The organism is Aeromonas sp. sif0611 (genome assembly GCF_019218845.1).
Taxonomy (GTDB): domain Bacteria; phylum Pseudomonadota; class Gammaproteobacteria; order Enterobacterales; family Aeromonadaceae; genus Aeromonas; species Aeromonas media.
On sequence record NZ_JAHUWU010000002.1, the window covers coordinates 912,880 to 936,532 of the forward strand.

Annotated in this window: 16 protein-coding genes; 6 read left to right on the forward strand and 10 right to left on the reverse strand. The window is 61.7% G+C overall.

The genetic code is table 11. From position 1 onward, the window contains the following. Positions 1-22: 22 nt before the first annotated feature. From KW824_RS09125 to KW824_RS09140, 4 genes are all read left to right on the forward strand, one after another. The gene (locus KW824_RS09125) at positions 23-661 is read left to right on the forward strand and encodes a hypothetical protein (protein WP_218409590.1); all 639 of its coding nucleotides are present in this window, start codon (positions 23-25) and stop codon (positions 659-661) included. Between the two features lie 418 nt (positions 662-1,079). Next, entirely contained in the window at positions 1,080-1,511 is a 432-nt protein-coding gene (locus KW824_RS09130; protein ID WP_256351307.1) for a MerR family transcriptional regulator, read from the forward strand. A gap of 56 nt (positions 1,512-1,567) precedes the next feature. Then, on the forward strand, positions 1,568-2,173 hold the full coding sequence (locus KW824_RS09135) for an NAD(P)H-dependent oxidoreductase (RefSeq protein WP_218409591.1): 606 nt from the start codon (positions 1,568-1,570) through the stop codon (positions 2,171-2,173). 148 nt (positions 2,174-2,321) lie between these two features. Then, a complete protein-coding gene (locus KW824_RS09140) occupies positions 2,322-2,912 on the forward strand; it encodes an MliC family protein (protein ID WP_218409592.1) in 591 nt (196 codons plus the stop codon). 61 nt (positions 2,913-2,973) lie between these two features. Here the strand turns inward: KW824_RS09140 and putP are convergent, their stop codons facing one another. The 8 genes from putP to KW824_RS09180 form a co-directional block, all read right to left on the reverse strand. Next, complete coding sequence (putP, locus tag KW824_RS09145) at positions 2,974-4,482, reverse strand: sodium/proline symporter PutP (RefSeq protein ID WP_043132978.1); 1,509 nt, start codon at positions 4,480-4,482, stop codon at positions 2,974-2,976. A 275-nt stretch (positions 4,483-4,757) separates the two neighbouring features. Beyond that, the gene (locus KW824_RS09150) at positions 4,758-5,681 is read right to left on the reverse strand and encodes a L,D-transpeptidase family protein (RefSeq protein ID WP_043132981.1); all 924 of its coding nucleotides are present in this window, start codon (positions 5,679-5,681) and stop codon (positions 4,758-4,760) included. 185 nt (positions 5,682-5,866) lie between these two features. Continuing rightward, positions 5,867-7,108 carry a mechanosensitive ion channel family protein gene (locus tag KW824_RS09155; RefSeq protein WP_218409593.1) on the reverse strand — a complete coding sequence of 414 codons (1,242 nt, stop codon included), beginning with the start codon at positions 7,106-7,108 and terminating at the stop codon, positions 5,867-5,869. A 133-nt stretch (positions 7,109-7,241) separates the two neighbouring features. Further along, complete coding sequence (locus KW824_RS09160; RefSeq protein ID WP_218409594.1) at positions 7,242-8,441, reverse strand: acetate kinase; 1,200 nt, start codon at positions 8,439-8,441, stop codon at positions 7,242-7,244. A gap of 281 nt (positions 8,442-8,722) precedes the next feature. Continuing rightward, positions 8,723-9,193, reverse strand: a complete 471-nt coding sequence (locus KW824_RS09165) for a YhcH/YjgK/YiaL family protein (protein WP_218409595.1) — start codon at positions 9,191-9,193, stop codon at positions 8,723-8,725. A gap of 300 nt (positions 9,194-9,493) precedes the next feature. Then, the gene (locus tag KW824_RS09170; RefSeq protein ID WP_043132989.1) at positions 9,494-10,600 is read right to left on the reverse strand and encodes a 1-acyl-sn-glycerol-3-phosphate acyltransferase; all 1,107 of its coding nucleotides are present in this window, start codon (positions 10,598-10,600) and stop codon (positions 9,494-9,496) included. A gap of 210 nt (positions 10,601-10,810) precedes the next feature. Next, positions 10,811-11,362 carry a GNAT family N-acetyltransferase gene (locus KW824_RS09175; protein WP_218409596.1) on the reverse strand — a complete coding sequence of 184 codons (552 nt, stop codon included), beginning with the start codon at positions 11,360-11,362 and terminating at the stop codon, positions 10,811-10,813. Positions 11,363-11,423: 61 nt separating this feature from the next. Beyond that, positions 11,424-11,984 (reverse strand): GNAT family N-acetyltransferase, encoded by a 561-nt coding sequence (locus KW824_RS09180; RefSeq protein WP_218409597.1) that lies wholly within the window; start codon positions 11,982-11,984, stop codon positions 11,424-11,426. Positions 11,985-12,332: 348 nt separating this feature from the next. On the opposite strand from KW824_RS09180, the gene KW824_RS09185 reads away from it, so the two are divergent. Then, positions 12,333-14,099: a M4 family metallopeptidase gene (locus KW824_RS09185; protein ID WP_182787725.1), complete on the forward strand. Its 1,767-nt coding sequence runs from the start codon at positions 12,333-12,335 to the stop codon at positions 14,097-14,099. A gap of 46 nt (positions 14,100-14,145) precedes the next feature. Here KW824_RS09185 and KW824_RS09190 read toward each other — a convergent pair whose 3' ends face one another. Further along, complete coding sequence (locus KW824_RS09190) at positions 14,146-15,045, reverse strand: LysR family transcriptional regulator (protein WP_042648909.1); 900 nt, start codon at positions 15,043-15,045, stop codon at positions 14,146-14,148. Positions 15,046-15,253: 208 nt separating this feature from the next. Here KW824_RS09190 and mdtH point away from each other — a divergent pair, with 208 nt between their 5' ends. Continuing rightward, complete coding sequence (gene mdtH, locus KW824_RS09195; RefSeq protein ID WP_218409598.1) at positions 15,254-16,447, forward strand: multidrug efflux MFS transporter MdtH; 1,194 nt, start codon at positions 15,254-15,256, stop codon at positions 16,445-16,447. A 202-nt stretch (positions 16,448-16,649) separates the two neighbouring features. Here the strand turns inward: mdtH and KW824_RS09200 are convergent. Then, on the reverse strand, positions 16,650-23,653 hold a 7,004-nt coding region (locus KW824_RS09200), incomplete at its 5' end, for a VCBS domain-containing protein (protein ID WP_218409599.1).

The following is a 23,653-nucleotide window of genomic DNA, read 5'->3' on the forward strand; positions in this document are numbered from 1 at the left end:
AGGCTATAGGAGAAGTTAAACATTGGAAAATGTATTTGAAAAAAACGCAATTATCTTATTAGGTGCAATGTTTGCGGCTTTGGTTGCTGGTTTCTTTGCATTCATGAATCTGATTGCCTCTAAAGAAAATAAGACATCTGAATTCAGACAAGATTGGATTAACTCATTACGTGATTCTATATCCTGTTATGTATCATCTTTAACTTATTTGTCGACCCTATATAAACATCACGCTGAAAGAACTGGTGAAAAAAAAGACAAGTTTGAAATGGCTCGTGATGTTGAGGAAATCTACTCTAAAGTAAATGAATCATATAATGACATCATTTTTAGGATAAATGATAGTGAGAAGAACAAAGAAGGCAAGCAACTTAATGATACCTTTTTAGCCGCTTTGAAAAAAACTAGGGATCATTACAATAAAAACGAATTATCAGAAGCTCGAACTGCCTGTGACGACGTAAGGAATACGGCAAAACCACTGTTGAAATTTGAGTGGAAGCGAGTAAAAAACGGGGAAATGAATTATAGAATCTCTAAATACTTTTCAATTTTTGTTCTTCTCATTGGTGTGATTTCGGCATCAGCAAATGCCTACATAATATGGAATGAAAATTCTATGAACCATCCAACGCAAGCAGAAGCCCATAGGTTCAAATAGCGAAACGTATTCTGACACTCACATATAACCCAGCCACGATATAAACCAGGTTCGGGAAATCCCCTTGGGGTGCCCTTTTTAGCCCCCTGATGGCCCTGTCTGGCGTTCCAGAGCCACTATAAGCTGAATTTATGGGTTTTCCGAAAATGACCCCATATTCGCTTATAGTGGCGTTCACTTGTCCGTGTACGTCCGTTTTGGCTCCGTCAGGGGTCAGCGCGGCCATTTCCCGCCCCGGCCCGAAGGGCGGACGAAACCCCGTCGAGGGCAACGCCCTCGCATACTATGGGGCAAAGCCACATCCAGAGAGCTGCTGCGCAATGCACTGCGCCGACTGCCCCTCCGCCCTGGGGATTCATTCCCCCCTGCCACTGGCCTATAGTGAGCCCCTACTCGAACAACCTTTGCGAGCAACAAGATGTATATCGGCGAATTTGCCCGGCTGGCGGGCACCACACCCAAGGCAGTCCGTCTCTACGAGCAGCTCGGGCTGCTGCCCGAGCCCAGGCGGCGCGGCAAGTATCGCGTCTACCGGGCCGAGGATCTGGAGTGGGTCGGCTTTATTCGCGAGGCCCAACAGCTCGGCTGCAAGCTCGGGGAGCTGGTTCCCTTGCTGACAGGCCTCACCAGTCTCGACCAGTTTCCCTGGCAGAGGGTGGAACAGCTTATCGCGGGCAAACTGGCGCAGATCGAGGCCGACGTGGCCAGGCTGCAACGCCAGCACCAGGCCTTGAGCCAGTGCGCCGCCCTGCTGGCGCAGCCCCCCTGCCGCTATGGCGCCCCCGGCCAGAACGAGCCGCTCCCACAGGCTGAGCAAGGGCTTGCAGGACGGGCGCACAAGGTGGCTTGACTCTGTCCCATGGGACAAGGGGTGTAATGGGGGCTCACTTCATCAGGAGCCACGCCATGACACCCAAGCTGCTTATCATCAACGGCAACCCCAAACCCGACAGCCTCTGCCACGCCCTAGCCAGGGAGTATGCCCGCAGCGCCGAGGAGGGCGGCGCAGAGGTCACCCTGCATCACGTGGGGGAGCTCGCCTTCGAGCCGGATCTGCACCATGGCTATGACGAGGCGCAGCCCCTCGAGCCCGATCTGCAGGCATTGCAGCAGAGCCTGAAGCAGGCCCACCATCTGGTGATCGTCGCCCCCCTCTGGTGGGGCCACCTGCCGGCCCGGCTCAAGGGGTTACTGGACAGGGTGCTGCTCTCTGGGTTCGCCTTTCGCTATCAGAAGGGTAAGGCGCTTCCCGAGCGCCTGCTCGCCGGCAAGACGGCGCGCCTGCTGCTCACCATGGACAGCCCTGTCTGGTACTACCGCTGGTGGCTGGGCTCCCCCGTCGAGCGCACCCTCGCCAAGCCGGTGCTGGGGCTCTGCGGCATCCAGCTGACCCACCGCCAGCATCTGGGGCCCGTCCACACCTCGGATGAAAAGGCGCGCCAGCGCTGGCTCACGCAAGCCGGGGCCGCCGCTCGCCAGGATGCGCAGCAGTTGGCGCGGCGACGACCCTGAGCCAGGGCGTCGGCGACCCAGGTGACCTGGGTTGTCGGCAGCGCTGCCCAAAGGGGCGGGCAAGGGAGCCTGGGGTGAAAAAGTCCTCGGCGGCCCGGCGCCCTTGTGCTGTAGTAAGCGGGAATCCCCTCTTGCTGGAGCCTTTTCGATGACCAAGATGTTGCTGGGCACCCTCGCCTTGATGCCACTGCTGGCCTGTGCCGCCACCCCTTCCTTTGATTGCACCAAGGCCCACAGCGCGGCCGAGCAGCTTGTCTGCCAGGACGCCGGGCTGGCGGCGCTGGATAACGAGCTCGCCGCCCTCTACCCCAAGGCGCTGAGCCAGCTGTCGGCGGAGCAGCAGAAGACGGAGAAGGCGATGCAGCGCGGCTGGATCAAGGGGCGCAACGAGTGCTGGAAAGAGAGTGACTCGCGCCAATGCGTGGAGGAGAGCTACCAGTTGCGCATCACAGAGCTGCAGATAAAGGGGGGCCAGCTGAGGGTGCCAAGCCCGGTCGACTACCAGTGCGACGGCGGGATCCGGCTCTCGACCTACTTCTACAACGAGGCCAAGCGGCCCGCTGCCGTGATCAACCTGAGCGAGGGGGCGCAGCAGTCGCAGGTGCTCGCCTTTGAAGCTCCCAGCGCTAGCGGCGCCCGTTACGAGGGGCAGAATCTCACGCTGCTGACCAAGGGGAACGAAGCCAGGCTGGAGCGTTATGACCAAGCCGCCCGGCAGTGCCGGGTCAGCGGCCAATAAGCCCGCCTCGCCATGAAAAAAGCCCCGCAGTTGCGGGGCTTTTTGTTGGCGGTCACCGGGGTTATTTCACCGCGATCGCCTCGGCCATGGGGGTCTGAAACTCCCGCTCGGCATCGGCAAAGCGATCCAGCATGGCCTTGGAGGGGGCCTTGTCCAGCAGGCTGAACAGCACTATGGCCAGGGTGGCGAAGACGAAGCCCGGGATGATTTCATACAGACCCAGCCAGCCGAACTGCTTCCAGACGATGACGGTCATGGCACCGGTCAGCATGCCGGCCAGGGCGCCGTTGCGGGTCATGCGCGACCAGAGCACGGAGAGCAGCACCACGGGGCCGAAGGCGGCACCGAAACCAGCCCAGGCGTAGCTCACCAGCCCCAGTACCCGGTTCTCCGGGTTCACGGCGACAGCGATGGCCACCACGGCGATCAGCAGCACCATGGCACGGCCGACCCACACCAGCTCTTTCTGGGAGGCGTTCTTGCGCAGGAAGGGCTTGTAGAGATCCTCGGTGATGGCGCTGGAGCAGACCAGCAGCTGACAGCTCAGGGTGCTCATCACCGCCGCCAGAATGGCGGAGAGCAGCACGCCGGCAATCCAGGGGTTAAACAGTATCTTGGAGAGCTCGATGAAGACGCGCTCCGGGTTGCCGGTGACGCCGGCGGCCTGCTCGGTGAAGGTGGAGAAGTAGGAGAGGCCGAAGAAGCCGATGGCCACGGCGCCGCCGAGGCAGAACACCATCCAGGTCATGCTGATACGGCGGGCATTGACCATGGAGTGGTGGGAGTCCGCCGCCATGAAGCGCGCCAGTATGTGGGGCTGGCCGAAGTAGCCCAGGCCCCAGGCCATCAGCGAGATGATGGCGATGAAGTCCAGGTTCTTGAACATGTCGAGGTTGCTGGCGTTCTGTGCCGCTACCTGCACCATGGCGGTGTCGATGCCGCCGACGGCGATGATGACGAATACCGGGGTGAGGATCAGGGCGAAGATCATCAGGGTCGCCTGCACCGTATCGGTCCAGCTCACCGCGAGGAAGCCGCCGAAGAAGGTGTAGGTGATGGTGGCCGCGGCACCGACCCAGAGGGCGGTGTCATAGCTCATGCCGAAGGTGCTCTCGAACAGGCGGGCACCGGCCACCACGCCGGAGGCGCAGTAGATGGTGAAGAACAGCAGGATCACCAGGGCGGAGAGGATGCGCAGCACCCGGCTCTTGTCCTCGAAACGGTAGGTGAAGTAGTCCGGCAGGGTCAGGGCGTTGCGGTTCTTCTCGGTGTGAACCCGCAGCCGGCCTGCTACCCAGCGCCAGTTGAAGTAGGCACCTATGGTGAGGCCGATGGCGATCCAGCTCTCGGAGATGCCGCCGATGAAGACGGCGCCCGGCAGGCCCATCAGGAGCCAGCCGCTCATGTCGGAGGCCCCGGCGGAGAGGGCGGTGACCCAGCTCCCCATGCGGCGGCCGCCGAGAATGTAGTCGTCAAAGTTCTGGGTGGCGCGATAGGCGATGAAGCCGATCAACACCATCCCGAGGATGTACACCAAAAAGGTGATGAGCATTGGGGTGCTAGCTGTCATTCAAAACTCCGTTATGTGACGTCTGTGTTCGTTCTTGCGACGAACTCTTCCTTAAAAAAACCGGCCTAGAGTAATCAGCAGATCGCCTGATCACAACCACTTTTAACAAATAAAAAACACAGAGAAAACGTTTCACACCTAATCAAGTAACCAATCAAGAGCGGTTAGGCCGGATTATATCCCGGTGGTGCAAAGACTTATCCGTGGGATCCCCCTCCCCTGCATCATAAAAAAGCCCCGACCTTGGCCGGGGCTCGACATCGAGGGCAACCGGATCAGCGGTTGATGGCGATGGGCATGCCGCTGCGCTGTTCCAGGGCCTGCTTGACCAACTGGGAATCGCTATCGGCGTGGGCGATGAAGCGGGTCACAGCAGTGGACATGGGCAAGGGTGCCGGCAGGCTGGAGTTGAACTCCTCCTGGCTGCGGGAGAGCGGCTGGTGCACTTCCAGGTAGCGGCTGCCATCCGGCTCGACCGAGGCCTTGATCGGCTGGTTCACGAACTGGACCCGCGTGCCGACCGGTACCTGCTTGAACAGATACTCGATGTCGTCGTTACGCAGGCGCACACAACCGTGGCTCACCCGCAGACCGATGCCGAACTGGGCATTGGTGCCGTGGATGGCGTACATCTTGCCGATGTAGAGCGCAAACAGCCCCATGGGGTTGTCCGGGCCGGCCGGCCAGACCGCAGGCAGGGTCTCGCCGCGGGCGGCGTATTCGGCGTGCATCTTGGCGGTCGGGGTCCAGGTCGGGCCCGCCTTCTTGCGCTGTACGCTGGTCACCCAGTCTTCCGGGGTGTCGGTGCCGAGCTGGCCGATGCCGATCGGCAGCACTTCCACTACCTTCTTGCCTTTGGGGTAGTAGTAGAGGCGCATCTCGGCGACGTTCAGCACTATGCCCTCGCGGGGGGCATCCGGCAGGATCAGCTGGTGCGGCACGACCAGCTTCTCACCCGCCTGCAGCAACAGGGGATCCGCCTTGGGGTTGGCTTCCAGCATGTTGGTCAATCCCAGCTGGAACTTGGCCGCGGCAGCTTCCAGGGGCTGGCCCGCCTCTTCGGCCGGTACCACGTATTCCAGGTTCTCGCCCACCAGGCGGCTGTTGGCCGCAGGCAGGGCATATTCGATGGCAAACCCGGGGGCGGCCAGGAGCAGGCTGCAGCACAGTGCGGCCGCCGTGTTGTGGAGGAGCTTCATAACTTTCCTGTGATATAGGGGGTGATACAGCACTCTGTGCCAAACCGGGCTCGGCGTGCGCGCCCGGGGCGAAGAGAAGGCCGCCATTTTTCTCCTCTGCACCGCAAATTTCAACCGACACGTGGTGACGGGTCGATGATTAATATGGCGTTTTCCCCCGGCCTCGTCCTGCAGCAATAATCAAATCACCCGTTCTTCCAGGCATGCATGTCATAACCGGTTGGGGATTGATGCAACCGCAGATGAAATTGCCCGATAATGGCGAATATGTGGTCGAATATATCGGCCTGGATCCCTTCGTAATCAGCCCAGGCGGTGGTCGCCGTGAAGCAGTAGATCTCCAAGGGCAGGCCGTCGGAGGTCGGTGCCAGCTGGCGCACCATCAGGGTCATGTCCTTGCGAATGCCGGGGTGGGCGCGCAGGTAGGCATCCAGATAGGCGCGCAGGGTGCCAAGGTTGGTGAGGTGACGGCCATTGATGGGACAGCTGATGGCATCGCTGAGCTGCTGGTTGTAGGCACTCAGCTCCTGCTCCTTGCGGCTGAGATAGGGGGCCAGCAACTTGGCCTGCTTGAGCTGCAACTGCTCCTCGGTGGTGAGGAAGCGCACGCTGGTCATGTCGATGTTGACGCTGCGCTTGATGCGCCGGCCGCCGGACTCCGTCATCCCCTGCCAGTTCTTGAAGGAGTCGGAGATGAGGGCATAGGTGGGGATGGTGGTGATGGTCTTGTCCCAGTTCGACACCTTGACCGTGGTGAGGCCGATGTCAGTCACCTCGCCATCGGCGCCGTACTTGTCCATCTGCAGCCAGTCACCGACGCTCAGCATGCGGTTGGCGGAGAGCTGGATCCCGGCCACCAGACCGAGGATGGGGTCCTTGAACACCAGCATCAACACCGCGGTCATGGCCCCCAGGCCGCTGAACAGGAAGAGCGGCGACTTGCCGAGCAGCAGGGCGATCATCAGGATGCCGACCAGTATGCTGGCCACCAGTTTCACCCCCTGGAAGATGCCGCGCAGGGGCAGATCCCGTCCGAGCCGGGTATGGCGGCTCACCGACAGCAGGCAGTCAAGCAGGGCAAACAGCGCGAGCAGCAGGAACAGCAGGATCCAGAGCTGGGCCAGCATCTCGATCAGTTGCAGGCTGTCGGATGCCTTGGGCAGCCAGATTTCCGCCTGACCGAGCAGCACGGCCCCCTGCAACACCAGGGCGAGCCGGTAGAACAGGCGCTGCTGCAGCTGGGGCGGCAGCCACGCCTGCTTGGTCTTGCCGAGCAGCCCCACCAGACGCACCAGCAGGATACGGTGCAGCACCAGGTGCAGGGCCAGAGCGGTCAGCACGATGAAGCCCAGGGCGATCACCAGGGCGATCATGGGGGTCACATCGACACCCAGGCCTGACAACCAGTTGAAAAATATCTCCTTCATCTCTACCTCCGGGACGTGAAACTGCGGTCAGGGTACGTATCTGGCCCCTCATGTCAAATGACAGCTTGCTCAATGTGCCCCCGAAACGACAACGCCCGGCACAGGCCGGGCGTTGATTCGCTGCGAGGTGGCGTCAGCCGACCAGGCTCAGGGCATCGCGAGCGATGACCAGCTCCTCGTTGGTGGGCATCACCAGCGCCAGGCGGCTGCCTTCGGCGGTGATGGGGCCTTCGCCACCGAGCACGGCGGCGTTGTTCGCCTCTTTATCGACCTTGAAGCCGAACAGGGCCAGCCGTGCCAGCACCATCTCGCGCACCATGGCGGCGTTCTCGCCGATCCCGCCGGTGAACACCAGGGCGTCCAGGCGACCGTCCATGGCGGCGGCGTAGGCACCCACATACTTGGCCACCCGGTAGGTGAAGACATCCAGCGCCCGCTTGGCACCGGCATCGGTGGCGTAGTGGGTGGTGACGTAACGGCAGTCGCTGCTCGCCTCTGTCATGCCCAGCAGACCGGATTCACGGGTCAGCACCTGGTTGATCTCGTCCACGCTGTAGCCGAGCTGGTCGTGCATGAAGAAGACCACCGCGGGATCGATGTCACCGGAGCGGGTGCCCATCGCCAGCCCTTCCAGCGGGGTCAGGCCCATGGAGGTATCGACGGACTCGCCGTTTCGGATGGCGCAGACGGAGGCACCATTGCCCAGATGGCAGTTGATGATGTTGAGCTCGGACAGCGGCTTGCCCAGCGCCTTGGCGGTCTCTTCGGCGATGAAGCGATGGGAAGTGCCGTGGGCGCCGTAACGACGGATGCCGTTCTCCTGATAGAGCTTGTAGGGCAGCGCGTAGAGGTAGGCTTCCTGCGGCAAGGTCTGGTGGAAGGCGGTGTCGAACACGGCCACGTTCTTCTCGGCCAGGGCCGGGAAGACCTTGAGGGCGGCACGGATGCCGATGAGGTGCGCCGGGTTGTGCAGGGGGGCGAACGGAATGGCGGCCTCGATGCCGGCGATGACGCCATCATCGATGCGAACGGAGCGGGAGAACTGCTCGCCACCGTGCACGATGCGATGGCCGATGGCGACCAGTTGCTCGGCGAGAGTCGGATCCTGGGGCAGGATGTAACCCACTATGTGGTCAAGGGCTTCCTGGTGCGCAGCGCCCGCGCCCAGCATGGCTTCGCCCTTGACTCCGTGGAGTTTCCATTTGATACGTGCGTCATCCAGATTGAAGCATTCGGCCAGGCCGGACAGCATGTCCTCACCTGTTTCGGCGTCCATTACGGCAAATTTCAGGGAAGAGCTACCGCAGTTAAGGATCAATACCAACTTGCTCATGTTCTACATCTTCCTGTGCTTCGGCTTTACGCCGACAGTGTCGTGTCATCCAACATGGATGGGATTCCCCTGCCGGGGGCGTTATGGTCGCAGGAAAGTGCGCCCAATTTTTCAAACTGTCTGGCGCCGACCACCAACGCTGGGCCTGGCGCACTCATCCTTTCAAACTCTCTGGCGCCGACCACCAACGCTGGGCCTGGCGCGCGCGTCGAATCATCGATTCGGGACGGGCCGAGCGGCGGCCTTGTTGTGGCGGGTGCCCGGGCACCCGGCGCTGCGGCTCAGACAGTGGCCAGCAACGACTGGTGGACCTTGACAACCAGCTTCTTCACCAAGCCTGGGGTAGTCAGGGTACAGAGAGGGCGATGTAGTTCTCCCGGCCAGAAGATGGCAAAGTCGCCGGGCTGCAACGCCAGATAACTGGTCTGGTCGTCATCGACGAACCAGAGATCGGGGTGGGGATGATCGGCACCATCGCTCACATAGGCATGGGGCCCGACGCCGATCCACTCCTCCCCCCGCAGCAGCAGCTGGATGTCCAGATACTGCTCATGAAACTCGCCGCGGCGATCCGCGACCGGCTCGGTCAGCGCTTCGCTCACCAGGCAGAACAGCTTGAGGCCGTCTACCTCCTGCTTGCCGAGCGGCACCTGCAGCCACTGTTCGACGCTTTGCACCACCTCGGCCATGATGCGGGCCAGGGGCGCGGGCAAGGGGGTGCGTTGCAAGGTATCCAGACTGCCGGTGATCATGGGGTTTGCATCCTTAGGTATATCTGCCGTCTATCTTTGTCCATCAATGAAAAAGGACCCCTAAAGGTCCTTATTCAGCGTCGCCTGCCATCCATGCAGACTCGAAAGGCGCCTGATTCATCTTGTTGGCGCCGGGTCACTGTTGCACAGTCGCCCGCCCCTTGCCAAGAGATACCCGCTCATTCACCCGATGATCGTACCAGTTGAAACAATATTATTCACTAGTCCATTGCCACCGACTTTGACCAGACGCAAAAACGGGAGCATCTGCTCCCGTTTTTTTCACCGAATCGGCGTCATTCAAACCTTGCTGGCGTTCTCCACCGGCTTGGCGTACATCGCGCGCCAGATGGCCTTGTGCTCTTCCGGCACCTCCGACTGACGAGTCAGGAAGGCGGTCTGCTCTATAGTGCTGGCCTTGCCGGGCACATCTGCGGCCAAATAGTTGCCCGGGAAGAGGCGGTAACTGCTCCAGATCGCCTTGTCGATGAGCGCGGCCAGTTCGTCCGGATCGCTGAAGCCCTCTGTGATGGGGGCACCGAAGGAGACATGTACCCTCCCCTTCTGGCCGATGATGCCGGCGACTATGCTCTCGATGTCCTCGAACTCGCCCTTCTCGTAGCTGCCGTTGACCGACTTCTCGTAGAGCTCCCGCGCCTTGGCCTTGTCGGTGGGATCCACTTCGTAGCTGATGCTCACCGGCACGATATTGAGGCTGCGCATGTAGTCGACGAAGTCGATCTTCTGCTTCTTGCCATCCACGTAGAACATCTTGAGGATGGCCGGATCCGTCTTGTCGTCCCCGTTCTTGGCGCGCCCTTCCTTCTGGGCGATCCAGATGGAGTGGCCTTCGTGCACCGACTGGCCGATGTAGGCCGACAGCTCGCCGAGGGCTTTCATCATCTCCCGCGGCCCCTTGGCGGAGCGCTTGACGATGAAGCTCTTGTTGAGCTTCATCAGCTCGGTGGCACAGGGCTTGCGCAGCAGGTTGTCACCGATGGCGATGCGCACGGTATCGAAGCCGTGGGTGTGCAGCCCCCAGTTGACGAACGCCGGATCCATGGCGATGTCCCTGTGGTTGGAGACGAACAGGTAGCCCTGCTCCTTCTTCAGATGCTCGAGACCGGAGAAGCTCACCCCCTGGGTGGAGGTGGCGATCATGCGGCTCATGTAACGGGTCACCCCCATCTGCACCTGATGGATGGTGCTGACCTTGGCCCACTTGTGGCGCAGGAACTGGCGGATCAGCGGGCGAATGGCCCAGCCCAGCCAGCTCATCAGGGAACCGAAACGGTATTTGGCGATGGCGCCGATAAACTCGTCATCCTGGATCAGCCGCTCGATGGCAGCCGGCACTTCGTCATCGCGATAGGGGCGAATGTCCGCGAATCTATCTACTTCTGTCACAATGTCAGCCTTGCATGTATGGAGTCGCGACCAGCTGCTGCTGGCCGGGAAAATTCAGGGCGCAATTTTACACGCTTTTGGGGTCAGGGGTATGAGACGCACACAGATAGTGCGATCTTGCCGTGAAAAAGCCGACAGATCCCAGGGAACAAGGATCCAGGACGGCCTGCGCCGACGGATTGGCCCCGCACGGGGAAACCCACATGCAGCCTAACCGGCCGGATTGAGCAGCGCGGTGAGGACGTGGTCCTCCCAGCGGCCGTTGATCATCAGATAGTCCCGGGCATAGCCTTCCTGCTCGAACCCGAGACGCGCCAGCAAGGCGCCGCTGCGCCGGTTCGCTGGCATGTAGCTTGCCATGATGCGGTGCAGGCCGCGCTCCCGGAACAGGTAGTCGATGCCGGCGGCCACCACCTCCTGCATCAGCCCCTGCCCCTCATGGGCCTTGTCGATGGCATAGCCCAGATGGCATGCCTTGAACATGCCCATCATGATGTGGGTGAAGTTGCAGGTGGCGAGTACCCGCTCTCCTTTGGGATCGAGCGCCACCAATGGCACGGCGCTGCCATCGAAAAACTGGCCGTAACCGTCGCGCAGTCGCCCCTGCCAGTGACCCAGGGTATAGAAACTCTCGTCACGCCTCGGCTCCCAGGGCGCGAGGTGAACGCGGTTGCGCTGGTAGAAATCCAGCATCAGACAGGCCCGCTCCGGGGGCAGCACGGTCAGCCGGGTACGGGCCGTGGTGATATGAGGCAGAGTCATCACTGTGTCTCCCCATCCTGACCATGCATGGTGCCAGCGACCAGGCTGGGCCGGGACGCCATCAGTGATCCCTTTCCCGCAACCTGAGCCAGTCATCCCGCAGCAGACCGTAGTGGACGTGATCCACCACCCTGTCCGCCAGCCGCTCCGCCCGCCGGGTGATCCCCTCCTGCTGCATGCCGAGCCGCTCGCACACCGCCCGACTGGGTTCGTTCTCCAGTGCGGCGCTGATCTCCACCTTCTCCATCCCCATCTCCTCGAAGGCGTGATGAACCAGGGCCTGACAGGCCCGGGTGATGATGCCGTTGCCCTGCCAGCGCTCCGCCAGCCAGTAGCCGATGCTGACCTTGGCCAACCCCTGATCGATCTGGTTGTAACCGATGACGCCGACCACTTCCCCTTGATATTCGATGGCGGTGGTCAGCCCCTCACCCCGGGCAAATTTCTCGATGGCGTGGCGAATGAAGGTGGCGCTGTCAGAGGGCTGCTGAATATGGGGAACCCAGGGCAGCCACTGGGAGAGATAGTCGCGATTGCGCTGGCAGAGGCGAAAGAGTTCGCTGGCCATGTCGGGCTGCAGGAACAGGAGCGCCAGTTCGTCATCCAGTTGCCATGAAAACATTGTTTCTCCCCCGCTTTTGGCCCGGCATTCGCCGTCATGGGAGCCAATGTAGTCAATCAATCCCTTGTTTGCCAAGGACTTTCGGCGCATATCACCGGCCGGCAACCCCCATATGGATGCCCCCATTCGGGTATCGCATTGAGCATTTCATCAATCATCCTCTCACTTGGTACAACGCACCAAATTTACGACGTTTTTTAGCTGTCACCGATGAAAACAGTCAGATCTGCTGCTCCTTTATGCTGCTCTGTCACATATGACAGGCAGTAATTTCAGGCGGGCCCACTAGTGTAAATGCGCCGGGCGACAGACCCGGTGTGTAATATTCATCGACTAAGGAAAGACGAGATGAACAAAGTCTATTTGGCCGTGGTACTGGCCTGCTGGGGAAGCGCCGCCATGGCGGCAGAACAGGTGGAAGTGAATCAGGTTGCCGGTCTGTTGGGAGCACCGAGCGGTGCTGCGGGGGTCAGCGCGCTGGCGGGAGAGGGCGAGTTTCGTCAGGTGCGGGCCGTCAAGCTGCCCAATGGCCAGCAACGAGTGCGCTACGAGCAGACCTGGCACGGCATCCCGGTCTGGGGGCAGGTACTGGTGGCCGAGCAGTCCCTCGGGGGTCAGATAAGCCAGGTCTCCGGCCAGATGCTGCGCCAGATCGATGCCGATGTAGCCAGTCCGACTGCCGCCCTCTCCCCTGGCGATGCCGCCCTCAAGGCCCGCGCCGGAGCCAAGGGCAGCAACGAGCGGGTCAAGCTGTTCGTGATGCAGGATGAGGCCGGCCAGGCCCGGCTGATCTACCTGGTCTCCTGGCTCGCGGCGAGCGAAGAGCCGAGCCGCCCCTTCGTGGTGATCGATGCCCAGAGCGGTGCCGAGCTCAAGCGCTGGGAGGGGATCAACCACAAGGACGCCACCGGCCCGGGCGGCAACCTCAAGACCGGCAAGTACTTCTACGGCGCCGATTTTGGCCCCCTCCAGGTGGACGACAACTGCCGCATGACGGGCACGAACGTGGACACGCTCAACATGAATCACGGCACCACGGGCGGGGCCATCCATCAGTTCACCTGCCCGGAGAACACGGTCAAGGAGATCAACGGCGCCTACTCGCCGCTCAACGATGCCCACTACTTCGGCAACGTGGTGTTCGACATGTACCGCAACTGGTACAACACGGCACCGCTCAGCTTCAAACTGAAGATGCGGGTGCACTACAGCCGCAACTACGAGAACGCCTTCTGGGACGGCAGCCAGATGACCTTCGGTGACGGTGCCACCACCTTCTACCCCCTGGTGAGCCTGGACGTGGCGGCCCATGAGGTGAGCCACGGCTTCACCGAACAGAACTCGGGCCTGGTCTACTCCGGTCAGTCGGGCGGCATCAACGAGGCCTTCTCCGACATGGCGGGTGAAGCGGCCGAGAACTACATGAAGGGCAGCAACGACTGGCTGGTGGGAGCCCAGATCTTCAAGGGCAACGGCTCCTTGCGCTACTTCGAGGATCCGACCCGGGATGGCAGCTCCATCGGCCATGCCAGCGACTACTACGACGGCATCGACGTGCACCACAGCTCGGGGGTCTACAACCGCGCCTTCTACCTGCTGGCCAACACCGGCGGCTGGAATACCCGCAAGGCGTTCGAGGTGTTTGTGCTGGCCAACCGCCTCTACTGGGGCGCCAACACCACCTACGATCAGGGCGCCTGTGGCGTGACCAGGGCGGCTACCGATCTGGGCTACAGCCTGACCGATGTGGCGGCGGCCTTCAACACGGTCGGCGTCAACGCCAGCTGCGGCGCCACGCCACCGGCCGGCACTGTGCTGCAAAACGGCGTGCCGGTGACCGGCCTCGCAGCCGCCAAGGGGGGCAAGCTGAGCTACACCATCGAGGTGCCGGCCGGCAAGAGCCAACTGGTGGTCGCCAGCAGCGGTGGCAGCGGGGATGCTGATCTCTATGTGAAGTTTGGCTCGGCACCGACCAGCACCAGCTACGACTGCCGTCCCTACAAGAGCGGCAACACCGAAACCTGCACCCTGAATGCCCCCAAAGCGGGCACCTGGCACGTGCAGCTCAGCGGGTTCAGCGCCTTCTCGGGGGTGACCCTCAAGGCCAGCTACTGAGCCTGAACGGGAATAAAGGAGAGCGCCGGACTTGTCCGGCGCTTTTTTATGCGGGCTTCCCTGACCAGCGCCTGGCCAGGGTGCGCGCCGCTTCCAACACCCGCTCCTTGGCGGGATTGGGCCGCTTGCCGCTACGCCAGGCCATCATCACATCCCAGTGATCCGGCGGCAGATCCGTCACATCCAGTCTCACCAGGCGGCCGAACTCCAGATCCCGGGTAATGGCGAGCGCCGGCATCAGGGTGATGAAGCCATGCTCCAATGCCAGCTCCCTCGCCGCACTGGCTGGCTGGATGGCGTGCAGCGGGCTCGTCACTTGGCGCAGCAGCCGCAGCTGCAGGATCAGCTCGTCACACCCGGTGCCCCACTGCTGGGGGGCCAGCCGCTCGTTGGCAATGTCCTGCAGGGTCAGCCCCTGCCGTCCGGCCAGCGGGTGGGTGGCGCAGGCCACGGCGATGATGGGAGAGCGATAGAGCAGTTCGAGCTGGATACCGGCGATGGCGGGACACTTGAGGATAAATCCGACGTCGGTCTCGCCGGTCAGCAGCTCCTGCATGATGATGCCGGAGTGATCCGTGTTGCAGCGGATCTCGAAAGCTTCATCCACCAGGGCCAGCAGCAAGGGGCCGAATACCGCCGTGGTCAGGGAAGGGAGACAGGCAAGCTTGATACGTGGCAGGGCGGGAGCCCCCTGCATCGCCAACCGCCCCCCCTCCAGGGCGCTCAGGGCTGCGCTCGCGGCAGGCAGAAACTGCTCGCAGGCCGGGGTCGGGGTAGCCCCCCGCCGATGGCGACGGAACAGGGACTGACCCAGCTCCTGCTCCAGCACGGCGATCCGCTGGCTCACCATGGGTTGTGACCAGCCGCGAATGGCCGCCACCTTGCTGAAGCTGCCACGGTTGGCCACGTCCAGCAGCAATTGTAAATCATCGAGTGTCACAGCCATAACCAAATCCAATATGAAATATAGCCAGTTGTCGGCTACCACTATATCTGGCGCCCCACCAGAATAGCAGCATCAATCGTCATGAAATGGCAGAACGCCAGCGAGTCAGGGACTTATCGTCGTCCTTGGCTCTGTTTGGTGACGGTGCCATTCGGACAATGAGTACACAACAAATAATGTCATCGAAGCAAGCAGGGGTATAAGGGTCATGGTGGAGCGGGCGAGGCGGTTGGGGCGGTGGTTCTTGGCATTGGATTCCCTCTTGGTGATCCTGGGGTTCTTCGTGGTGATGCCCATGATCAGCCTGCGATTCGTGGATCAGCTTGGCTGGGCCGCCGGTGTGGTCGGGCTGGCGCTGGGCTTGCGTCAATTGACCCAGCAGGGGCTGGGGGTCTTCGGCGGCTCCCTGGCCGACAAGTTCGGGGCTCGCCCCCTCATCGTCTGCGGCATGTTGCTGCGGGCGCTGGGCTTTGCCAGCCTGGCCTATGCCCAGAGCGGGCTGGAGCTCATTCTCTCCTGCATCATCTCGGGACTCGGCGGCTGTCTGTTCGATCCGCCCCGCGCTGCTCTGGTGATCAAGTTCACCCGCCCGCGGGAGCGCGGCCGCTACATCTCCTTGCTGATGATGCTGGAGAGCGCCGGCGCCGTGGTGGGCGCCCTGCTCGGCAGCTGGCTGCTGAACTTCGATTTTGAATATGTCTGCCTGCTGGGAGCCGGCCTGTTTGTCTGCGCGGCCCTGTGCAACCTGCTGATCCTGCCCCCCTACAAGCTCTCCCTGCGGCCGACCCCGATCCGGACAGGCCTCGGCCAGGTGCTGGCGGACAAGGCCTTCTGCCGGCTGGTACTGATCCTGAGCGGCTACTACGCGCTCTGGGTGCAGGTGATGCTGATCTTCCCCATCCTGGTCAAGCAGATGGCGGGCAGCACCACGGCGGTGGGATGGATGTACACCCTGGAGACGGCCATCTCCCTGGCGCTGCTCTATCCGTTGGCGCGCTATGGCGAACGGCACTTCAAGCTGGAGAGCCGGTTGATGGCGGGGGTATTGCTGATGACGGCAGGCATCGGGCTGGTGGCCTTCGCCACCACCTTACCAACGGTCTTCCTGCTGCTTGCCTGCTTCTACCTCGGCATCGTCATCGCCGAACCGGCGCGGGAGACGCTGATGACCAAGCTGGCCCAGCCGGGGGCGCGCGGCAGCTACATGGGCTTCAGTCGCCTTGGTCTGGCGCTGGGCGGCATGACCGGTTACGTCGGTGGCGGCGCCCTGCATGACTATGCCAATGCCCAGGGACAGCCCTGGTTGCCCTGGCTGGTGCTCGGCACCGTCGGCGTCACCACCCTGCTGCTGCTGGTGAACTGCTTTCAGCGCGATTCCCGTCTCGCCCATGTCAATGCCTGATCCCTGAGCACACATGCAGTCGACATAGTCCCCCGGGCGCCCCTCATTCGAGTCGGCGCCCTTCTTTTATCCGGCAACACAGGATCGACGACCAGCCTCCCCATGCTGGTCCCTCGTCCCTATTTTCCTCACTTCACTGACCGAATCGCGCACATAAAAAAAGCGGCAGATTGCTCTGCCGCTTTGTGTCCATCTGGCTGGGTTACTTGTCGATATCCAGCAGATTGTTGTTCAACATGTAGTCGATGACCTGGTTGGCCGTGGACCCCGATCCCCCTGTCAGGGTGTCGAAGGTGTGGTTCACCAGCACTATCTCCTGGGTCACCGGCGCCGCGCTGCTCTCCTTCACCTGCAGGTGCACCCCTTCGTTGTCCTGGAACACCGAGAGCAGGCTCTTCAGGGAGGTCTGGTTCTTGCTGCCATCGCTGTCGAGCAGGTCGCTGAGATCCAGCTTGTCTCCTTCCGACTTGGAGAAGTCGACGACATAGTCTTTGGCAACGGAGCCTGCGACCGTGTCACCCTTCTGCCAGGTGAAGGTATCGGCCCCCGCATCCCCCTTCAGGATGTCGTCGCCAACCCCCCCGATGAGGATGTCGTTACCCAGCCCGCCGCTCAGTACGTCGTTGCCAGTCCCACCGTACAGGGTGTCGTTGCCGCTGCCACCACTCAACACGTCGCTGCCACTTTCGCCATAGAGAGTGTCGTTGCCGCTGCCACCGAACAGGATGTCGTTACCGGCACCGCCGTACAGGAAGTCGTCACCACCCTGACCGAACAGGATGTCATTGCCATCCCCGCCGTAGAGGGTATCGCCCTTGTCATTGGTCGACGACTGATCGAACTCGCTGGCGTGATCCGTGATGTAGGAATGCACCTGGGCATCGGTCACCGACCCGGCCCCCAGCTTGCCGCTCACATACTGCTTGATGGCCGCATATCCTTCCCCGCTGATACCGGTGAAGCGTACCGCGTCGCCAAACAGGATGTCGTCGCCTGCTCCGCCATCGAAGCGGTCGGCCCCCGGCAGGTTGTTGATGGAGGTCCCGAGGATGGAGTTCGCCAGATCGGAGGCAGACACGTTGGACTGCACCACCTCATCACTATCGAACTGCTTCAGGGTATCGATGGAGACGTTGCTACCGATGCCGATGGCCTGCAGAACTACCTTGTTGGCGGCCAGGAGCGGCAAGACGGCCAGGGCATTTTGCAGCGCCCAGTAGTTGCCGTCATAGGTGGTGGAAATCTCGAAGGTGCCATCCCCTTGCGCCTTCAAGGTACCGATGGACGTCGAGTTCCACTTGTTGTTGTTACTGTTCTGCGACCACTGCTGCACCCTGCCGTTGGCATCGATCAGCATTCTGCTGGTGCCGCCAATGGTGGCGTAGAAGGCCTGACCCGGCACATAGTTGTTGACGTTGACGAACGAATCGAGCTTCTCGCCAGTCACCAGGTTAATGACAGGGTTGGTATCCTCATAGCCGTAATAGGTGTTCGGCGCTCCATCGGTGATGAAGTAGGCCAGGTTCTTCGCATTGGCGTTGTTCTTGGCGGTGTCGCTGTTGAACCAGTTGGAGGTGGTCTTGAGGGCATCCTCGTAGTTGGTCGCACCACCGTCCCAATAACTGCCGTCCATACTGCCGAGCACGCTTTGCAGCTTGGTCAGGGCATTGGGATCCTTCAGATCCACGCTGATGGACTTGTTGGCCTGACTGTCGAAGTCCACCAGGAAGATGTTGACCTTGCCCGCCCCCTCGGTCCCGGCACTGTTCTTGAGGCTGGTAAAGACTTGGGTCAGTTGGGTCTTTATCGTTTCCATGGCCTCGCTGCCGATACTACCGGAGCTGTCCACCATGAAGGCGATGTTGTAGTTCTGACCCGGCAACACCACGCTGCCATCCAGATCACCTACCACTATGTTGTGCTCACTGCCGTAGGTCCGGTTCTGGTCGCCCGGCTCCCCTTCGGTGGCATTGAAGTAGCTCAGGCGGATGCTGTCATCGTCAGTGGCGGAGCTGGTCTGATCGGTCCCTACCTCCTTGGCGATGGCCTCGACCTTGAGATCGACCTGGCCGGCACTGCTGCCGGGGACTCGCAGGGTCAGCCCGCTCAGCTTCACATCCAGCGCACTCGCACTCCACAGTCCACTGCTGGCGGTGAGGGTGATCTTGCCGTCGGCTCCGGCGGTGCCCAGCAGCTGGTTGCCGTTGTAGAGCAGGGTGTTTTGCGGCATGCCGCTCAGCACCAGGCTGTCGAACTGCTCGCTGCCATCCCGATCGCTCAGGGAGGCGTTCAGCTCGATGGGGTAATCGACCACGGTCGGCTGCACCAGGGTCAGCTCACCTGTGCTCTGGTTGAGCTGGTAGATGCCGTCGGCGAACTGGACATACTCCACGTCATGCAGCGCCTTGGTGATGCCGGCGCCCTTTTCCGTGACGGAGAAGTCGAACCAGCGATCATAGATCGAGTATCCGCTGCCCTTCGTGATGGCGTAGTCGGCACGGTTGCCGGTCAGCACGGCGATATCGGTACCGGCACCGCCATAGAGGCCGTCGCTGCCAAGACCGGATACCAGCACATCGTTGCCGTCACCACCGTAGAGGGAATCCCCCTGGGTCGCATTGCCGCCGACCAGGATATCGTTCCCTCCCTGCCCATAGAGCAGATCGCCACCGCCGTGGGTGCTGACGATATAGTCGTTGCCGCTATTGCCAAGCACCTGCTCCTGGCCACTGCTGCTGTCCGCCAGCGAGTTGGTGATGCCAAAGGCCGTCTTGTTGAAGTTGCCGGATTGGAACTGCTCCGTGGTGATACTCGCGCTCGGGAAGCTCGGGCTGTAAGACGGAATGCCATTCCCCGTCAGGGTGACGTTGACCGTGGGTTTGTCAGCCACCGCCGCCACGTCGATCACCAGCTTGCTACCGTTGCTGAGGTTGGCACCGTCGCTTATCTGATAGCCGATGCTGGCATAGTCGCCCTTCAGGTTGCCGATCAAGGCACCGCCGCCGTTGCTGACATTGGTGCTCGACTCGTTCAGACCAGGCACGAAGCGCAAATGACCCGCATTCACCTCGTCGTAAGAGATGAGGGAGCCAGCCGACACGGTAATCCATTGCCCCGCGGCATTGAGGTATTCGAGGGTGCCATTCAGCGGCAGGGTGTTGATCTTCACCCCGAGATCGGTCGCGGCCTGATCGTCGCTGGCACCAAACTGTGCCCAGGTCAGCACCTGGGGCTTGTCTTCCTGCCCGGCACTGTGGCCCCCGGCGGCCGTCGGCGCCCGATCGTTGTCAAGGATGGTGCCGGTACCGCTCTGGCCACCTATGGTCACCGACAGGGTCTCGTTTGCCTCTACCAGTCGATCGTTCACCGTCGGAATGGTCACGGTAAAGCCGGATACCCCGGCCGGCACCGTGATCTTGCCGGTGGTGCTGTTATAGGTCACGCCGTTGCTGAACTGGGCGGTGCCCCAATCAAGGTTGGAGGCCGGGTTGGTACCGCTGCCCCTGATGACGAAATCGTACTCCGTTGCTTCCTGGGTCGCGTCGGACAGGGTCACCGTATGTTGCAGATTGCCGCCTTCCACTGTGTTCTCGCTGGATACCGACTGCACGATCGGAGTAAACAGCGGCTTGGTCGCGAAAGAACCCAGGCTGGAATCACCATCCCCATCCACCACCTTGATCTGGAAGTCGATGTCGCTGTCACCCAGTGGCTTGGACATGTTCTGATACTGGAAGAACTCCCACTTGCCGGTGGCCGGGGTGAATTCCAGACGGAACACCAAGGTGTCGTCGCTGGCCTTGCCGATCAGGGTATTGGCCGACTCCATGCTGGTGGTGATCAGCTTGCCGGTGGCCGTGGTCAGGCCGGTCTCGTTGGAGCCGAGCAACTGCATGTAGCCCTTGCCATCTGCTCCCCACTGCGGAGTGACAGTACCCGAGCCATAGGCAATGGCCTGTGCCGTGTTGGCACCGAGGAACTCGATGCTCTTCACCGTCAGGTCACTGTTGTCACTGGTATTGGTGTTGCCGTTGTTGGTGGCCTTGATGACCATGGTGTCGAAGCCACCCTGCTGCACCTGGAAGTTGCCAGCATAGTCGCCACTCGCAGCGTTGGAGCTGAAGGTCTGGGTACCGATCAGCACGCCACCGCGATAGAACTCCACCACACCGCTCTCCAGCTCGCCACCGAACATCTGGCTGAACTTGATGTTGGCACCATAGGCCACCTTGCCCGCATCCAGCTTGATGATCAGTTGCTCGGACGCCGATTTACCATTGGCAAAGTGGCGGAAATCGATCTCGTTGGCAATGTTGTGGTAGGGAGATGCCACGCTGGCAACCCCCAGCCCGGCGCTGGAGCCATTGACGCTCGCCGCAATCAGCGTCGAGTCGGTTGCCGAAGTGAAGCCCATCGCCGTGATGCTGAAGCCGTTCGCATTCAGGGTGGCCTGATTGCCGCTGTATTTGGTCAGATCGAACAGACCAGTCAGGGTGTCAGGGATATTCGTTCTGGTCACGGCCACGGCATCCATGTCGCCTGCCACCGGCGAGTCGTCCTCGACCGAGATGAGCAGGTCACTAGAGGTACTTGTCTTGCCATCCGATACGGTCACACCAATCTTGATGTCTTTTACATCCTCATTATCTGGATTCTGATGGTCAACCGGGGCCTTGAGGGTCACATCGTAGCTCCACTCACCCTTGCTGCCACCAACCGGCGCGGTCAGCTTCACGTCCATGACCGTCTTGTAGTCGGTACCACCCGGTGTGCCGGTATACCCGGTCAGCACCTTGGTGGCAGCATTCCAGCTCCACTGCACCGTAGCCCCCCCGGAAGTCAGACCCGCCGGCCCATTCAGGCTGATGGTCAGACTATCCTGGCTATCGACGTCGCCGACCGTGATCTTGCCGCTTGCAGCCACGCGGTCAGTGGTATCACTGCTGCCTGACGTATCGGCAATCCCGCCGGCAAGCCCCTCTTCGGAGACCACGGCCCCCTTGTCGATGCTCAGTGTCGGCGCATCGTTGGTGCCGATAATGGTGACCGAGACGGTATGGCTGGTGCCATCCACAGACTGCACGGTGAAGGTCTCGACCTTGGTTTCGCCTTCGCCCAGGTACTGCACCTTGCTGTTGTCGACCTGGTAGGTCCAGGCACCGCCTTCGGTGATGGCGAGGCTACCCAGCGCGCCCGCACTCGGGGTGCCGTTACCGGCCAGGAACTTGGCTTCATCGGCGCCGTCCACGTCGGTGACGCTCAGGGTGCCGGTCTCGGTCAGCAGCGGGGTGCTCTCGTCTTCGGTCACGCCACCGGTGTCACTGCCGGTGATCACCGCCGCATCGTTGACGCCGGTGATGGTGATGGTGACGGTGTGCTCGGTGCCATCCACAGACTGCACGGTGAAGGTCTCGACCTTGGTTTCGCCCTCGCCCAGGTACTGCACCTTGCTGTTGTCGACCTGGTAGGTCCAGGCACCGCCTTCGGTGATGGCGAGGCTGCCCAGCGCGCCGGCACTCGGGGTGCCGTTGCCAGCCAGGAACTTGGCCTCGTCGGCGCCGTCCACGTCGGTCACGCTCAGGGTGCCGGTCTCGGTCAGAGTCGGGTTGGTTTCGTCTTCGGTGACCGCGCCAGTGTCGCTACCGGTGATCACCGCGGCATCGTTGACGCCAGTGATGGTGATGGTGACGGTGTGCTCGGTGCCATCCACAGAGGTGAAGGTCTCGACCTTGGTCTCCCCTTCACCCAGGTACTGCACCTTGCTGTTGTCGACCTGGTAGGTCCAGGCGCCGGTCTCGGTGATGGTCAGGCTACCCAGCGCACCCGCACTCGGGGTGCCGTTGCCGGCCAGGAACTTGGCTTCATCGGCGCCATCCACGTCGGTCACGCTCAGGGTGCCGGTCTCGGTCAGCAGCGGGCTGCTCTCGTCTTCGGTCACGCTGCCGGTGTCAGTGCCGGTGATCACCGCCGCGTCGTTGACGCCGGTGATGGTGATGGTGACGGTGTGCTCGGTGCCATCCACGGAGGTGACCACAAAAGTCTCGACCTTGGTTTCGCCCTCGCCCAGGTACTGCACCTTGCTGTTGTCGACGTTGTAGGTCCAGGCGCCGCCTTCGGTGATGGTCAGGCTACCCAGTGCGCCAGCGCTCGGGGTGCCGTTGCCAGCCAGGAACTTGGCCTCGTCGGCGCCGTCCACGTCGGTGACGCTCAGGGTGCCGGTCTCGGTCAGAGTCGGGTTGGTTTCGTCTTCGGTGACCGCGCCAGTGTCGCTACCGGTGATCACCGCGGCATCGTTGACGCCAGTGATGGTGATGGTGACGGTGTGCTCGGTGCCATCCACGGAGGTGACCACAAAGGTCTCGACCTTGGTCTCCCCTTCGCCCAGGTACTGCACCTTGCTGTTGTCGACGTTGTAGGTCCAGGCACCGCCTTCGGTGATGGTCAGGCTACCCAGTGCGCCAGCGCTCGGGGTGCCGTTGCCAGCCAGGAACTTGGCCTCGTCGGCGCCGTCCACGTCGGTCACGCTCAGGGTGCCGGTCTCGGTCAGCAGCGGCGTGCTTTCATCTTCGGTCACGCCGCCGGTGTCAGTGCCGGTGATCACCGCCGCGTCGTTCACGCCGGTGATGGTGATGGTGACGGTGTGCTCGGTGCCGTCCACGGACTTGACCACAAAGGTCTCGACCTTGGTCTCCCCTTCGCCCAGGTACTGCACCTTGCTGTTGTCGACGTTGTAGGTCCAGGCACCGCCTTCGGTGATGGTCAGGCTGCCCAACGCACCCGCGCTCGGGGTGCCGTTGCCGGCCAGGAACTTGGCTTCATCGGCGCCGTCCACGTCGGTGACGCTCAGGGTGCCGGTCTCGGTCAGAGTCGGCTTGGCCTCATCTTCGGTGACCGCACCGCTGTCAGTGCCGCCGATCACGGCAGAGTCGTTGACGCCGGTGATGGTGATGGTGACGGTGTGCTCGGTGCCATCCACAGACTGCACGGTGAAGGTCTCGACCTTGGTCTCCCCTTCACCCAGGTACTGCACCTTGCTGTTGTCGACCTGGTAGGTCCAGGCGCCGGTCTCGGTGATGGTGAGGCTACCCAGCGCACCCGCACTCGGGGTGCCGTTGCCGGCCAGGAACTTGGCTTCATCGGCGCCATCCACGTCGGTCACGCTCAGGGTGCCGGTCTCGGTCAGCAGCGGGCTGCTCTCGTCTTCGG

Excerpts from the sequence above, each read along its gene's own strand:
- putP (WP_043132978.1), bottom strand. The coding sequence starts at position 4,482 with ATGACAGCTAGCACCCCAATGCTCATCACCTTTTTGGTGTACATCCTC.
- KW824_RS09180 (WP_218409597.1), bottom strand. The coding sequence starts at position 11,984 with ATGTTTTCATGGCAACTGGATGACGAACTGGCGCTCCTGTTCCTGCAG.
- KW824_RS09160 (WP_218409594.1), bottom strand. The coding sequence starts at position 8,441 with ATGAGCAAGTTGGTATTGATCCTTAACTGCGGTAGCTCTTCCCTGAAA.
- KW824_RS09155 (WP_218409593.1), bottom strand. The coding sequence starts at position 7,108 with ATGAAGGAGATATTTTTCAACTGGTTGTCAGGCCTGGGTGTCGATGTG.
- KW824_RS09175 (WP_218409596.1), bottom strand. The coding sequence starts at position 11,362 with ATGACTCTGCCTCATATCACCACGGCCCGTACCCGGCTGACCGTGCTG.
- KW824_RS09185 (WP_182787725.1), top strand. The coding sequence starts at position 12,333 with ATGAACAAAGTCTATTTGGCCGTGGTACTGGCCTGCTGGGGAAGCGCC.
- KW824_RS09165 (WP_218409595.1), bottom strand. The coding sequence starts at position 9,193 with ATGATCACCGGCAGTCTGGATACCTTGCAACGCACCCCCTTGCCCGCG.
- KW824_RS09130 (WP_256351307.1), top strand. The coding sequence starts at position 1,080 with ATGTATATCGGCGAATTTGCCCGGCTGGCGGGCACCACACCCAAGGCA.
- KW824_RS09190 (WP_042648909.1), bottom strand. The coding sequence starts at position 15,045 with ATGGCTGTGACACTCGATGATTTACAATTGCTGCTGGACGTGGCCAAC.
- mdtH (WP_218409598.1), top strand. The coding sequence starts at position 15,254 with ATGGTGGAGCGGGCGAGGCGGTTGGGGCGGTGGTTCTTGGCATTGGAT.
- KW824_RS09140 (WP_218409592.1), top strand. The coding sequence starts at position 2,322 with ATGACCAAGATGTTGCTGGGCACCCTCGCCTTGATGCCACTGCTGGCC.
- KW824_RS09150 (WP_043132981.1), bottom strand. The coding sequence starts at position 5,681 with ATGAAGCTCCTCCACAACACGGCGGCCGCACTGTGCTGCAGCCTGCTC.
- KW824_RS09135 (WP_218409591.1), top strand. The coding sequence starts at position 1,568 with ATGACACCCAAGCTGCTTATCATCAACGGCAACCCCAAACCCGACAGC.